General features: G+C 57.5%; 10 protein-coding genes. 7 read left to right on the top strand and 3 right to left on the bottom strand.

Annotated elements, in window-relative coordinates; translation table 11 throughout:
- The first annotated feature begins 99 nt into the window (after window positions 1–99).
- A complete protein-coding gene (gene cysK, locus ACJJU9_RS16580) occupies window positions 100–1074 on the top strand; it encodes a cysteine synthase A (RefSeq protein WP_048371564.1) in 975 nt (324 codons plus the stop codon).
- A gap of 250 nt (window positions 1075–1324) precedes the next feature.
- Window positions 1325–2263: an aspartyl/asparaginyl beta-hydroxylase domain-containing protein gene (locus ACJJU9_RS16575; protein ID WP_123751988.1), complete on the top strand. Its 939-nt coding sequence runs from the start codon at window positions 1325–1327 to the stop codon at window positions 2261–2263.
- 263 nt (window positions 2264–2526) lie between these two features.
- Here the strand turns inward: ACJJU9_RS16575 and ACJJU9_RS16570 are convergent, their stop codons facing one another.
- Entirely contained in the window at window positions 2527–3045 is a 519-nt protein-coding gene (locus ACJJU9_RS16570) for a hypothetical protein (protein WP_407729016.1), read from the bottom strand.
- Window positions 3046–3464: 419 nt separating this feature from the next.
- Between ACJJU9_RS16570 and ACJJU9_RS16565 the strand changes: the two genes are divergently transcribed.
- On the top strand, window positions 3465–4328 hold the full coding sequence (locus tag ACJJU9_RS16565) for a DMT family transporter (RefSeq protein ID WP_407729015.1): 864 nt from the start codon (window positions 3465–3467) through the stop codon (window positions 4326–4328).
- 108 nt (window positions 4329–4436) lie between these two features.
- Here the strand turns inward: ACJJU9_RS16565 and ACJJU9_RS16560 are convergent, their stop codons facing one another.
- Window positions 4437–5297, bottom strand: a complete 861-nt coding sequence (locus tag ACJJU9_RS16560) for a DMT family transporter (RefSeq protein WP_407731005.1) — start codon at window positions 5295–5297, stop codon at window positions 4437–4439.
- Between the two features lie 171 nt (window positions 5298–5468).
- On the opposite strand from ACJJU9_RS16560, the gene hrpA reads away from it, so the two are divergent.
- The 4 genes from hrpA to ACJJU9_RS16540 all read left to right on the top strand — a co-directional run bounded on the left by hrpA (window position 5469) and on the right by ACJJU9_RS16540 (window position 11578).
- Window positions 5469–9380 (top strand): ATP-dependent RNA helicase HrpA, encoded by a 3912-nt coding sequence (hrpA, locus tag ACJJU9_RS16555; RefSeq protein ID WP_407729014.1) that lies wholly within the window; start codon window positions 5469–5471, stop codon window positions 9378–9380.
- Window positions 9381–9512: 132 nt separating this feature from the next.
- Window positions 9513–10634 (top strand): beta-ketoacyl-ACP synthase III, encoded by a 1122-nt coding sequence (locus ACJJU9_RS16550; protein ID WP_407729013.1) that lies wholly within the window; start codon window positions 9513–9515, stop codon window positions 10632–10634.
- A 105-nt stretch (window positions 10635–10739) separates the two neighbouring features.
- Window positions 10740–11351 (top strand): RNA polymerase sigma factor, encoded by a 612-nt coding sequence (locus ACJJU9_RS16545; RefSeq protein ID WP_407729012.1) that lies wholly within the window; start codon window positions 10740–10742, stop codon window positions 11349–11351.
- Window positions 11345–11578, top strand: coding sequence for an anti-sigma factor family protein (locus ACJJU9_RS16540; RefSeq protein ID WP_407729011.1), 234 nt, complete (start codon window positions 11345–11347; stop codon window positions 11576–11578). Before ACJJU9_RS16545 ends, ACJJU9_RS16540 begins: the two co-directional genes overlap by 7 nt.
- Before the next feature lie 113 nt (window positions 11579–11691).
- On the opposite strand, the gene ACJJU9_RS16535 is transcribed toward ACJJU9_RS16540, so the two are convergent.
- Entirely contained in the window at window positions 11692–12984 is a 1293-nt protein-coding gene (locus ACJJU9_RS16535) for a putative porin (RefSeq protein WP_407729010.1), read from the bottom strand.
- Window positions 12985–13170 lie beyond the last annotated feature (186 nt).

The raw sequence follows: 13170 nt of genomic DNA, 5'->3' as shown, positions 1-13170 counted from the left end.
ACGCCTTATTCAGTCTCTGACTGAGGCGTCACGACTGGACGCGATGAACCGTGAAGCCTACCCTTGGGGCCTCCCCAAAAGGTGCATAAGGACCCCGCCATGAGCCGCATTTTTGCAGATAACGCGCACTCCATCGGTAACACACCTCTTATTCAGATCAACAAAATTGCGCCGCGTGGCGTGACCATTCTGGCCAAGATTGAAGGGCGTAACCCTGGCTATTCGGTGAAATGCCGGATTGGCGCCAACATGATCTGGGACGCTGAGAGCCGTGGCGTGCTCAAGCCGGGCATGACCATTATCGAGCCAACTTCCGGCAACACCGGGATCGGTCTGGCCTTCGTGGCTGCTGCACGGGGTTACAAATTGGTGTTGACCATGCCGTCTTCGATGAGCCTTGAGCGGCGCAAAGTGCTCAAGGCGCTGGGGGCTGAGCTGATACTCACCGAGCCGGCCAAGGGCATGAAGGGCGCCATTGATAAAGCTGCTGAAATTCAGGCCAGCAACCCTGAGCAGTACTTTATGCCACAGCAATTTGATAACCCGGCCAACCCGGCGATCCACGAGAAAACCACCGGCCCGGAAATCTGGAACGATACAGACGGCGATGTGGATGTGCTGGTCGCGGGCGTGGGCACCGGCGGCACCATTACCGGCGTATCGCGTTACATCAAACACACCCAGGGCAAGCCGATTCTGTCGGTCGCCGTTGAGCCGATCACGTCGCCGGTGATCACCCAAGCGCTGGCCGGAGAGGAGATCAAGCCCTCGCCACATAAAATTCAGGGCATTGGCGCAGGTTTTGTGCCGAAAAACCTCGATCTGTCGATTCTCGACAAAGTTGAGTTGGTCGGCGACGACGAGTCCAAGGCCATGGCTCTGCGCCTGATGCATGATGAAGGCATCTTGAGCGGGATCTCCGGCGGTGCTGCCATGGCCGTGGCCGCACGCCTGGCTGAAACCCCGGAAATGCAGGGCAAGACCATCGTCGTGATCCTGCCGGACTCGGGCGAGCGCTACCTGTCGAGCTTCTTGTTCAGCGACCTGTTCAGCGAACAAGAATTGCAGCAGTAAGGCCGAAGGTCCTGTGGGAGCGGGCTTGCTCGCGATAGCCGGAATCGCGAGCAAGCCCGCTCCCACCCGTTACTGATGACTCAAATCAAACGATCTAAACGCCTGCTTATGCATAATTACGCTGTTATTGAGTAGTACTTAAGACTGAATGTTGGAATGCGCGGGTTTTGTCCTGCGTCGGTAGTGTTTATCATGGCGGGCTGCCACGGCGGGCTTTTGGTGCCGCACGGTATTTTCGAGGAGTTGTTGCATGACCTTATCCTTCGCCATCAAGGCAGGGCTCATACTGCTGTTTGTCGGCAGCATCCTGTACGTGCATTTGCGCGGCAAGGCGCGTTTGCCGGTGTTACGCCAGTTCGTCAACCACTCCGCATTCTTTGCGCCCTACAACGCGCTGATGTACTTATTCTCGGGCGTGCCGTCCAAGCCTTATCTGGACCGCAGCAAATTCCCCGAGCTGGACGTCCTCAAAGACAACTGGCAAGCCATTCGCGAAGAAGCCATGCACTTGTTCGACGAAGGCTATATCCGCGCCGCCGAGAAGAACAACGACGCCGGCTTTGGCTCATTCTTCAAAAAAGGCTGGAAGCGTTTTTACCTCAAGTGGTACGACAAGCCGCTGCCATCGGCCGAACTGCTGTGCCCTAAAACCGTAGAGCTGGTCAACAGCATCCCCAACGTCAAAGGCGCAATGTTTGCCTTGTTGCCGGGCGGCAGCCATCTCAACCCGCACCGCGACCCGTTTGCAGGTTCCTTGCGCTATCACCTGGGGTTGTCGACACCGAACTCCGACGCGTGCCGCATCTTCGTTGACGGCGAGGAATACGCCTGGCGCGATGGTGAAGACGTGATGTTCGATGAGACCTACGTGCACTGGGTGAAAAACGAAACCGACATCACCCGCGTGATCCTGTTTTGCGACGTCGAGCGCCCGTTGACCAGCCGCCTGATGACCCGCATCAATCGCTGGGTCAGTGCGCAACTGGGCAAAGCCACCGCCCCGCAAAACCTCGACGACGAACGCGTAGGCGGCATCAACAAAGCCTACGCCTGGAGCAAAACCTTCAGTGATCGCTTCAGCGGCGTAGTCAAACAATGGAAACGCCGCAACCCCAAGCTATACCGCATCGCCCGCCCGGTGCTGGCCGTTATCGTGCTGGTACTGCTGTGGCGTTGGTTGTTCGGTTGATTTGAGGTGTGCAATAAAAAACCGCTCTAGATGAGCGGTTTTTTATTGAAAAAAATAAGTTAGCGGCCCGCTAAAACACCTGTTGGCTCATTGACTTTGCTGCCGTTCAACGCAACCTGTAGAAAGCGCTGCTGATGATTTGAAGCAGTAGCCCCCTCAGATTTACTGTCGGGCCGGGTTTTTAGTGGAGACGGTGTCGGGTTGATTGCTTGCATATTGCCACCGTTTTGGTTGTTTATTGATCAGTGAGGTCGATACTAGTCCTAATCCAAGCGTACGACAAGGCGGCCAAATGCATCGAATTGAAACCCCAAGTCCCGATATACCGCTAGCGCACCTTGTGCTGGCTCTTGAATTTCCAGCCATTCGCTGCCTATGAGTCTTGCGTACTGTTCAACGGCAATCATAGTCAATGCAGCTATGCGGTTTTTCAGAGGGTGATGGCTGTCCGGTTTGCCTTCGAGCCTGATGATTTTCGTTCGCAGCCGACTTTGATTCGGGTTGGCGAAGCAGAGCCCGCACAGTTCTGTTCCGGACCATATTGAAAGGTCTAACGACCAGGGTTCTCTGGCTTTCCATTCTGGAATTTTCTGCCAGGAAAAATGGACGTTATCGCCCCATTCGACGAGCGCAGCGAGCGCTTCGCTATCAATGGGCTCAAATCTGACTATGCATAGAGCACCATCCTTGGTCACATTTGACTCTGCCAGAATTGAGTGCGCGATGGCTCTGGCCTGTGATTTCAATAATTGATGCTTGAGCCGGATTCTAGGTTTGGGCATAGGTTTTGCTGAATTCTGGAAGTCGATGCGGAGTGCACCGTTGTACTGGACACCGACGTGTTTTAAATCTGTTCAGTCATTGCAATAAATGTCGAGCGCTGGTTATAGTCAGCGCTCGTTGAGCCAATGGCTCATACCACTCTCTTCAAAAGAATCAGCACATGCCGGTTTCCCTTACTCACAGCGTTGTCGTTCCAGCAGTCTTTGCTGGCGTGATGCCGTGCGGGGGCAAACAGCCTGTGCAGATCAGCCACTATCCCCCTCCTGTCAGTCGCACCGTGGTGAACGTCGTTGTTTCGCCACCGGGTGTTGGTGTTGCGGGCTAAGCCAAGCTTTCGGCTGCCCGTACCCGTCTAAAAAACCATTGAACTTCAGCTTCGGCTGAGTTGGCTTTTTATGTCTGATGACAGGTGTTACCCATGCTTTCGATTTCTAAAGAGTCCGCGTTTGCGGCGGCGTCCACGAGCCTGTTTGTTCTGCTGTGGAGCAGCGGCGCGATTTTCTCCAAGTGGGGGCTGGCCCATGCTTCGCCCTTTGCCTTTCTGTTGATTCGTTTTGCCATCGCTCTGCTGGCGCTGGTGCTGTTGATCCCGTCCATGAAACTGCAGATGCCACGCGGCGCCAAAGCCATTGGTTACGCACTGGCCACCGGGACGGTGCTACTGGGCGCGTATCAGATTTTTTATCTGCTGGCGCTGGACCTCAAGGTCACGCCCGGCGTCATGGCCACGGTGATGGGCGTGCAGCCGATCCTGACGGCGGTGATTCTGGAACGTCGTCACTCTTTTAGCCGTTCGGTGGGGCTCATGCTGGGGCTGACCGGCCTGATTCTGGTGGTGTACCAAAACATTGGCCTGGCCGGTTTGTCCTGGGGCGGAATGCTCTGTGCGTTGTTGGCGTTGGCGAGCATGACGGCGGGCACTTTGATGCAGAAACGCATTACCCAGAACCCGCTGGGCACATTGCCGTTGCAGTACCTGGCCGGGTTACTGTTGTGCACGGTGTTTGTGCCGTTTCAACCGTTCCACTTTGAACACGGCGCAGGCTTTGTGGTGCCGGTGTTGTGGATGGGGTTGGTGGTGTCGGTGCTGGCTACCTTGCTGCTGTACCGGATGATCGCCCGGGGCAACCTGGTGAACGTAACCAGCCTTTTCTACTTGGTGCCTGCGGTTACAGCGGTCATGGACTACCTGATCTTTGGCAACAAGCTGGCCTTGCTGAGTGTGCTCGGTATGGCCTTGATCATCATCGGACTGGTCTTCGTGTTCCGTAAAATCGTATAAGAGAAACAGCTATGTAGTCGCTGCCGAAGGCTGCGATAAGGACCGCAGGGCCTTCAAAAAACTGGGCCGCTACGCAGCCCATCGCAGCCTTTGGCAGCGACTACAGTTTCACGGCTTGTTGGGCTTGAGCACCAGCCATAACGCTGCGGCGATCAGCAGCCCGCCGTACAGGTGCGCGATTGACAGCGGTTCGCCCAGAAACAAGGCGCCCCACAAGATCCCGAAGGGCGGGGTCATAAAGGTCACGGTCATGGATTTGACCGGGCCGATGTTGGTCAGCAAACGGAAGAACAAGATGTAGGCAAAGGCTGTGCACACCAGCCCAAGCCCCAACAGCGACAACCATACCCGTGCACCGCCCCAATCGGCTGGTGGTTGATTGAGCAGGCTCAGACCAAACAACGGCAACAGAAACAAGGTCGCCCCGAGCATGCTGCCCATGGCCGAAAGGCGCGGGTCCAGCCCGCCTTGTTGGTCCAGCCAGCGGCGCGCCAAAAAGCCCGCAAAGCCATAGCAGATCGTCGCCAGCAGGCAGGCGAGGGCGCCCATCAGCAAGTTCAGGTCGAAGGCCACCGGCCCGGCACCGGTCAACACCCCGACGCCAAATAACCCGAGAAATACCCCGGCCAGCTTGGTGAGGGTGAGTTGCTCGCTGAAAAACAGTCCGCCAATCAATACCCCCATCAGCGGCGTGGTCGCATTAAAGATGGCTGAATACCCCGCGGGCAGTACTTGCGCCGCAACCGAATACAACGTGGCAGGCAACCCGGAGTTGATCACACCCAGGATCAACACCACCTTCAACTTGCCGCCGAAGTTCCAGCTGACGCGCATCAGCACCAACATCACCAGCAAGCCGGTAGCGGCAATCGAAACCCTGAAAAACGCGGTGGGAATAGAGCCGAGCACTGGCGCGATGATTCGCATAAACAGGAAACTGGCGCCCCAAATGCCGGCCAGCGACAGCATGCGTACAAAATCTGCGAATCTCACAGGGTTTCTCTAACAAGGATTAAGCCGCGCAGTGTAGGGGATGCAGCCTGCAAGGCAATGGTTGTGCGCAATTCCTACAGACTCGTGCACAACCGCTTAAATCTGCGACAATCTCCGCCTGCCTTTACCAAGACTTTTGCGCACCTGATGACTGACGAATCGCCTGCTATCAACCAACTGTTGAAAAACCTTGATCACGCCATGATTGCCGACCGCCATAAGTTGCGTCGGCAGTTGCATGAGCTGCGCAAGAAGCCTGATGACGCCAAACTGGCGGCCTGGGCCGAGCGTGTGCAGGCCTCGTGCGCGCAGGTGACTACCCGGGCGGCCAGCGTGCCGTTGATTCGTTATGACGAAAATCTGCCGATTGCCGCCAAGCGCGACGAGATCAAGGCGGCGCTGCTCAAGCATCAGGTGTTGATCCTGGCCGGTGAAACCGGTTCGGGTAAAACCACTCAGTTGCCGAAAATCTGCCTCGAAATTGGCCGCGGCCAGCACGGCTTGATCGGTCACACCCAGCCTCGCCGGATTGCTGCGCGCAGTGTTGCCAGCCGGGTCGCTGAAGAACTGGGTACGCCGCTGGGGGCGCTGGTCGGCTATCAAGTGCGGTTTGAGGATCAGAGTGATTCCAACACCCTGATCAAGCTGATGACCGACGGCATACTGCTGGCCGAAACCCAGCACGACCGTTACCTCGAGCGCTACGACACGATCATCGTCGACGAGGCCCACGAGCGCAGTCTGAACATCGACTTTTTGCTCGGCTATCTGAAGATCCTGCTGCCACGGCGCCCGGACCTCAAAGTCATCATCACCTCGGCGACCATCGATCTGGAGCGTTTTTCCAAACACTTCAACGATGCGCCGATTGTTGAAGTGTCCGGCCGTACCTTCCCGGTCGAAACCTGGTACCGCCCGCTGACCTCCGAGCAGGACGAAGAGGGCAACAGTGTCGAAGAGGATTTGAGTGTCGACCAGGCGATCATCGCCACCCTCGATGAAATCGCCGCCCATGAGCGCAGCGAGCGTAAAAGCCCTGGCGACGTGCTGGTGTTTTTGCCCGGCGAGCGCGAGATCCGCGATGCCGCCGAGATGCTGCGCAAGGCACAGCTCAAGCACACCGAAATTCTGCCTTTGTATGCGCGCCTGTCTCCGGCTGAGCAACAACGGATTTTCCAGTCGCATCCGGGGCGTCGTGTGGTGCTGGCGACCAACGTTGCGGAAACCTCGTTGACCGTACCGGGTATTCGCTATGTGATTGACAGCGGCACCGCACGCATCAGCCGTTACAGCTATCGGGCCAAGGTGCAGCGCCTGCCTATCGAAGCTATTTCCCAGGCCAGTGCAAACCAGCGTAAAGGCCGCTGCGGACGGGTCGAGCCGGGGATTTGCGTGCGCTTGTACGCCGAGGAAGATTTCAACGGTCGCCCGGAATTTACCGACCCCGAGATTCTGCGGACCAACCTTGCAGCCGTTATCTTGCAGATGCTGCACCTGCGTCTGGGCGAAATTACTGCGTTTCCGTTTATCGAGCCGCCGGATGGCAAGGCCATCACCGACGGTTTCAACCTGCTGCAAGAGCTGTCAGCGGTTAACCGCGAGAACCAGCTGACACCCTTGGGCCGCCAACTGGCGCGCTTGCCGGTGGACCCGCGCATGGGCCGCATGTTGCTTGAAGCCGCCAAGCTGGGCAGCTTGCAGGAAGTGTTGATCGTCGCCAGTGCCATGTCGGTGCAAGACCCGCGTGAGCGCCCGCCCGAGCGTCAGCAGGCAGCGGATCAGGCCCACGCACAGTGGAAAGACGTGGACTCGGACTTTGCCGCGCTGATCAATGTGTGGCGCGGCTTTGAAGAGCAACGCCAGGCCTTGACCGCGAGCCCGCTGCGCAATTGGTGCCGCAAGAACTTCCTGAATTATCTGCGGCTGCGCGAGTGGCGCGATTCGCACCGCCAATTGAGTTTGATCTGCCGCGACATGCAGCTCAGCGTCAATAAAGAGCCGGCCGACTATCCAAAACTGCACAAAGCGGTGTTGTCCGGTTTGCTCAGCCAGATCGGGCAGAAAACTGAAGACGGCGATTACCTGGGCGCGCGTCAGCGTCGCTTCTGGATTCACCCGTCGTCGGGCCTGGGCAAAAAACGCCCGCAATGGCTGATGACTGCCGAACTAGTCGAAACCACCAAGCTCTATGCGCGAATGGTAGCCAAAATTGAACCTGACTGGATCGAGCCGCTGGCGGGGCACTTGATCAAAAAGAACTACTTTGAGCCGCATTGGGAAAAGAAACGCGGGCAAGTGGTGGCCTACGAGCAGATCACCCTGTACGGGTTGATTGTGGTCGGGCGGCGCGCGGTGCATTACGGCCCGATTGATCCGGTGCTGTCACGTGAGTTGTTTATCCGAGAAGGGCTGGTGCGCGGCGAGATTCAGTCGCGGGCCAAGTGCCTGACGGCCAACGCCAAGCTGCTCGAACAGCTCGATGAGCTGGAAGCCAAGGCGCGGCGGCGTGACATTCTGGCCGACGAAGAAACCCTCTATGCGTTTTATGACGCACGTCTGCCGGCCGAGATTCACCAGACCGCAACCTTTGACAGCTGGTACCGGGTCAATAGCCAAAAAGACCCGCAGTTGCTGATCATGCGCGAAGAGGACGTGCTGGCTCGCGAAGCCACCGAAATCACCGCCAAGCACTACCCGAACACCCTGCACCTGGGGGATTTGACCCTCGAATTGAGCTACCACTTTGAACCGAATCACCCGCGTGACGGGGTGACGGTCAAAGTGCCGGCGCCCTTGTTGCCGGTCTTGCCGCCAGAGCGCCTGGAGTGGCTGGTGCCGGGCATGATCGAAGCCAAATGCATTGCCCTGGTGCGCAGTTTGCCCAAGGCCTTGCGCAAAAACTTCGTCCCGGTGCCGGACTTCGTCAAAGCCGCGCTGCAACGCATGACGTTTGCTGAAGGTTCGCTGCCGCAGGCATTGGGCCGTGAACTGCTGCGCATGACCGGCGCACGGGTGACTGACGAAGCGTGGGCCGAAGCCGCGCAGCAGGTTGAGAGTCATCTGAAGATGAACCTCGAAATTGTCGACGGCGACGGTAAGTTCCTGGGTGAAGGTCGTGACCTTGCCGAACTGACGGCGCGCTTTGCGCAAGCCAGTCAGGCGGCTTTGGCGGTGCCGCAAACAGCTAAAAGCCAGCAGCCTGTTGAAGCCAAAGTCTTTGCGCCGGTGGCCGAGAAAACCCAGCAAAAGATCGCCGGGCTGTCGATGACCGTCTACCCGGCGCTGGTGGAAGAGGGCAATACCGTCAAGGAAGGGCGCTTTTCAACGCCTGCCGAGGCTGAGTACCAACACCGCCGGGCCTTGCAGCGTTTGCTGATGCAGCAGTTGGCTGAACCTGCCAAGTTCTTGCGCAGCAAGTTGCCGGGCCAGACCGAACTGGGCTTGTTGTACCGCGAACTGGGCCGAGTCGAGAGCCTGGTCGAAGACATCCTTTTGGCCAGCCTCGACAGCTGCATCCTTGAGGGCGAAGCGACGTTGCCGCGTGATGGTGCGGGGCTGGCGTCGTTGGCCGAGCGCAAGCGCGGTGCGTTGACCGAGCACGCAGAGAAGCTGGCCAAACTGACGCTGGACATTCTCAAGCTGTGGCACGGGCTGCAAAAGCGCTTCAAAGGCAAGATTGATCTGGCCCAGGCGGTGGCCTTGAATGACATCAAGCAGCAACTGAGCCATTTGGTTTATCCGGGCTTTGTGCGCGAAACCCCGGCGCAGTGGCTCAAAGAGCTGCCGCGCTACCTCAAGGCCATTGAAATGCGTTTGGAAAAACTGCCGGGTCAGGTGCAGAAAGACCGGGTCTGGAGTGCTGAGCTGGCAGGTTTGTGGGCCCAGTACCAGGCGCGTGCTGCCAAGCATGCCCAGGAAGGCAAGCGCGACCCGCAACTGGAACTCTATCGCTGGTGGCTGGAGGAATATCGCGTGTCGCTGTTTGGCCAGCAACTGGGCACCAAAGTGCCTATTTCGGATAAGCGGTTGAGCAAGCAATGGAGTCTGGTGGACGCTTAAGCCTGATCCTGCCGGAGGGCGTGCTTTCATGATTCGGCAAATCAGGCCAAATGTTGCCATTTATGGCAAACTTCGCGGCTATAACTACCTGACACGATTATTTTCGGCTTGAACAGAATAAGAGGAACGACCGTGTATAACGTCGTCATCAGCGGCACCGGCCTGTACACCCCGGCCAACAGCATTTCCAACGAAGAGTTGGTGCAGTCCTTCAACGCGTATGTGCAACAGTTCAACGCCGACAACGCTGGCGCTATCGAGGCCGGTAACATCGAGCCTCTGGCCGAGTCCAGCGCTGCCTTTATCGAAAAAGCCTCAGGTATCAAAAGCCGCTTTGTGATGGACAAGGACGGCATCCTTGACCCGCAACGCATGCGCCCGCGTTTGCCTGAGCGTTCCAACGATGAGATGTCCGTGCTCTGCGAAATGGCCGTCGGCGCCGCCACGCAAGCGCTGGAGCGAGCGGGCAAGACTGCCGCAGATATCGACGGCGTGATCGTGGCCTGCTCAAACCTGCAGCGCCCGTACCCGGCCATCGCCATTGAAGTGCAACAGGCGTTGGGCATTCAGGGGTTTGGTTTTGACATGAACGTGGCGTGCTCGTCAGCGACCTTCGGTCTGCAGACGGCCAGCAACAGCGTGCAACTGGGTCAGGCCCGCGCGGTGCTGCTGGTGAGCCCGGAAGTGTGCACCGGTCACTTGAACTTCCGTGACCGCGACAGCCACTTTATTTTTGGCGATGCGGCCACCGCCATTGTGGTTGAGCGCGCTGATCTGGCGACGTCCAGTCATCAGTTCGACATCGTCAGCACCAAACTGCTGACCACCTTCTCGAACAATATCCGCAACAACTTTGGCTTTCTCAACCGTGCTTCGGACGAAAACCCCGACAGCCCGGACAAGCTGTTCGTGCAGGAAGGCCGCAAGGTATTCCGTGAAGTCTGCCCGATGGTGGCGGACTTGATCGACAAACACCTGGAAGAAAACGAAGTCAAAGTGGCTGACGTCAAACGCTTCTGGCTGCACCAGGCCAACCTGAGCATGAACCACCTGATCGTCAAGCGCCTGCTGGGCCGCGAAGCGTCGGTTGAAGAAGCGCCGGTGATCCTCGATACCTACGCCAACACCAGTTCTGCCGGCTCCGTGATTGCCTTCCACACTTACCAGGATGATCTGGACAGTGGCTCGCTGGCGGTACTCAGCTCGTTCGGTGCCGGCTACTCGATAGGCAGCGTGATCCTGCGCAAACGATAACCAAGGTCAACACACTCCCTGTAGGAGCGAGCTTGCCTCGCGATCTTTTAATCGGCCAAAAGATCGTGAGGCAGCAAGTGTGTTTATCTGATCAGGAGCGCTTGAATGGCAGCCGCTGACGACTCGCAATGGCTCCAGCGCCTGCTCGCCGGTGAGCAACAAGCTTTTCGGCAGTTGGTCAGTGCCTATCAAGGGGCCATGCTTGCCGTGGCTTATGCGATTGTCGGCAGTCGGCATGCCGATGAAGTCGTTCAGGACGCCTGGTTGTCAGTGGTGCGCAACCTGCGCGGGTTCGAAGGCCGTTCCAGCCTCAAGACCTGGCTGCTCACTATCACCGCCAACGCCGCCAAAACCCGCCTTAAACACAATCGTCGTGAAGTCTTGCTCGACGACCTGCCGTCACCCCACGGTACGGTTGATGATGAGCGTTTTGCCAGCGATGGCCACTGGTTGTTGGGCCCTTATGCCTGGCATCAGGACACCCCGGAAGCGCTGTTCACGGAACAAGAGTTGCGTGAATGCCTTGAGCGCACGTTGCTCAGCCTGCCGCAATTGCAAAGCTCGGTGCTGGTATTGCGTGAACGCCAGGGGCTGGAGTTGGAGCAGATTTGTAATCTTCTCGATATATCGCTCTCTAATGCCCGAGTGCTGGTGCATCGTGCCCGGCTTAAAGTCTTTGCGACCGTGGAGCATTTCGAGGAGACCGGCGAATGTTGAGCTGCAAGCAATACGTTGCGCGATCAAGTGACCACATGGACCGGCAGTTGAGTGTTCGTGAGCGTTTGCAGATGCGCCATCATTTGCTGTTTTGTCCCAATTGTCGGCGCTTTATCCGGCAAATGCGCTTGATGAGTGCCACGTTGAAGGCGCTGCCCGAACCGCAGCCCGATGACCTGGACGCGACGGTTGAACGGATGCTGAGCGAGCAATCGCGTCAGCGGTAGGGCGCAAGCGCGAATGCCGTCGGGGATGGGATGGGGACCGACGGCATTCACGCACTGCGGGTTAAAACAAGCCGGTGAAAGCGTTCAGCGGCTTGTTTGTTGCGTGAAACGGTTTAGAACTTGGCTTCTACGTCCAGTTGCAGCGTGTTGGTGCTGGCATCTTTCTGGGTGGAGGTTGCGTAGTCAGCCTTGGTCAGGAAGTAGGTCACGCCGACACCAAAGTTCTTGTCGATTTCGTAACCCACTTTGAACTTGTGACCGCGAGAACCGGTGGTGCCGTTGGCGAAGTCAGAGTCAGTGAAGGCGCCGACCACAGCGTTACGCTGAACGTCGCGGTAGTTGTAGTCCAGGCTGAAGGCGTTGAGCTTGCTCTTGAAACCCACCAACCAGGCGTCGTCCTGATCGCTGTCGGTCTCGGAGTTGTGCACGTATTGGCCGTACAGCGACAGCGGAACCGGGAGGTTGGCGATGTCGACCTGACCGAAACCTTCCCACAGGCGGAACTCGCTGGTGCTGTTGCCGTTAACGGCCAGGGCGCACGGCGTGGTCTTGGTGCCGGTGGTTGGGCAGCGGCTGTCTTCGTCGTTGTGGAAGCCGTAAACGCTACCACCCAGGGTTACTTTCAGGCTGTCGGTCGGTGCGAAGCGTGCACCCAACTGGCCGGCATACAGGCTCAAGTCATTTTTGAACTGCACGCCATCGCCGTTCACGTTGTCTTTGAGGGTGTAGTAGCCGGTGCTGCCGAACACTTCGACGCCGCTGCTGCCCAGGTTGGTTTTGTAGGAGGCAGACACACCTTCAGGGTTGATGTCGCTATCCCAGATCACGTCGCCCATGCTGACCCACTGTTGTGGCATCTTGCCGCCAACCAGGTGCAGGTTTTTGATCGCTGTAGGGTGATAGTCAACGTAAGCCATGTCCAGCCACAGCTGCTTCTTGTCGAAGTAGTTGTCCAGATCCTGGTTGGTGGAGCGTGCGTCGTCGCTGCCGCCGGTGGCGATACGGATGCCGGTGTTCACTTGCGGGTTGATTTCGGTATAAGCACCCAGGCGAGCACGAATACGTTGGCGGTCACGGTTTTTGCCATCGGATTCGCCATCAATTTTGACGGTTTCCTGACGGACCCGAACATCGCCCTTGAATTCGGTTTTGGCAGCCCAGGCCACTTTTTGTTCGAAAGCGCTGAGGTCAGATTTTTTAACCTGGTCTGCAGCGGCTTCTTGTTGAGCTTGTTTCTCGCTGGTCAACTCGATTTGCAGTTCGGCGTACTGCGCCGCAGAAATAGAGCCGTTTGCCTTGAGCATTTCCAGTAGTTTTGCATCAACGCCAGCGCTTGCTGGAACACTCATGCCTAATACCAGCCCGCCACACAGTCCCGCCGCAATCCGTGTAGAAACAAGACGCATATGAATCTCCCAGTAGTGAGATGGACGTTGCCACCCCAAAAACACTCGGCCCTTATGGGCTCGCTAATATGATGTTTACGTGGGTTGATAAGCGCTCACTCATAACCCCGACTTCTAAGAAGCGGCGCCAGTATCACGATTGGATATGACAGAAAAGTGGCACAGTGATAGCAACTCTGTGACAAC

The organism is Pseudomonas helleri, from assembly GCF_045830615.1.
In the GTDB taxonomy this organism is placed as follows: domain Bacteria; phylum Pseudomonadota; class Gammaproteobacteria; order Pseudomonadales; family Pseudomonadaceae; genus Aquipseudomonas; species Aquipseudomonas helleri.
This window is presented reverse-complemented; position numbering and strand designations above follow the sequence as displayed.

What these genes read in the sequence shown, in the direction of transcription:
- cysK (WP_048371564.1), top strand. Translation starts at nt 100, where the DNA reads ATGAGCCGCATTTTTGCAGATAACGCGCACTCCATCGGTAACACACCT.
- ACJJU9_RS16560 (WP_407731005.1), bottom strand. Translation starts at nt 5,297, where the DNA reads ATGCTGTCGCTGGCCGGCATTTGGGGCGCCAGTTTCCTGTTTATGCGA.
- ACJJU9_RS16575 (WP_123751988.1), top strand. Translation starts at nt 1,325, where the DNA reads ATGACCTTATCCTTCGCCATCAAGGCAGGGCTCATACTGCTGTTTGTC.
- ACJJU9_RS16565 (WP_407729015.1), top strand. Translation starts at nt 3,465, where the DNA reads ATGCTTTCGATTTCTAAAGAGTCCGCGTTTGCGGCGGCGTCCACGAGC.
- ACJJU9_RS16545 (WP_407729012.1), top strand. Translation starts at nt 10,740, where the DNA reads ATGGCAGCCGCTGACGACTCGCAATGGCTCCAGCGCCTGCTCGCCGGT.
- ACJJU9_RS16570 (WP_407729016.1), bottom strand. Translation starts at nt 3,045, where the DNA reads ATGCCCAAACCTAGAATCCGGCTCAAGCATCAATTATTGAAATCACAG.
- ACJJU9_RS16540 (WP_407729011.1), top strand. Translation starts at nt 11,345, where the DNA reads ATGTTGAGCTGCAAGCAATACGTTGCGCGATCAAGTGACCACATGGAC.
- ACJJU9_RS16535 (WP_407729010.1), bottom strand. Translation starts at nt 12,984, where the DNA reads ATGCGTCTTGTTTCTACACGGATTGCGGCGGGACTGTGTGGCGGGCTG.
- hrpA (WP_407729014.1), top strand. Translation starts at nt 5,469, where the DNA reads ATGACTGACGAATCGCCTGCTATCAACCAACTGTTGAAAAACCTTGAT.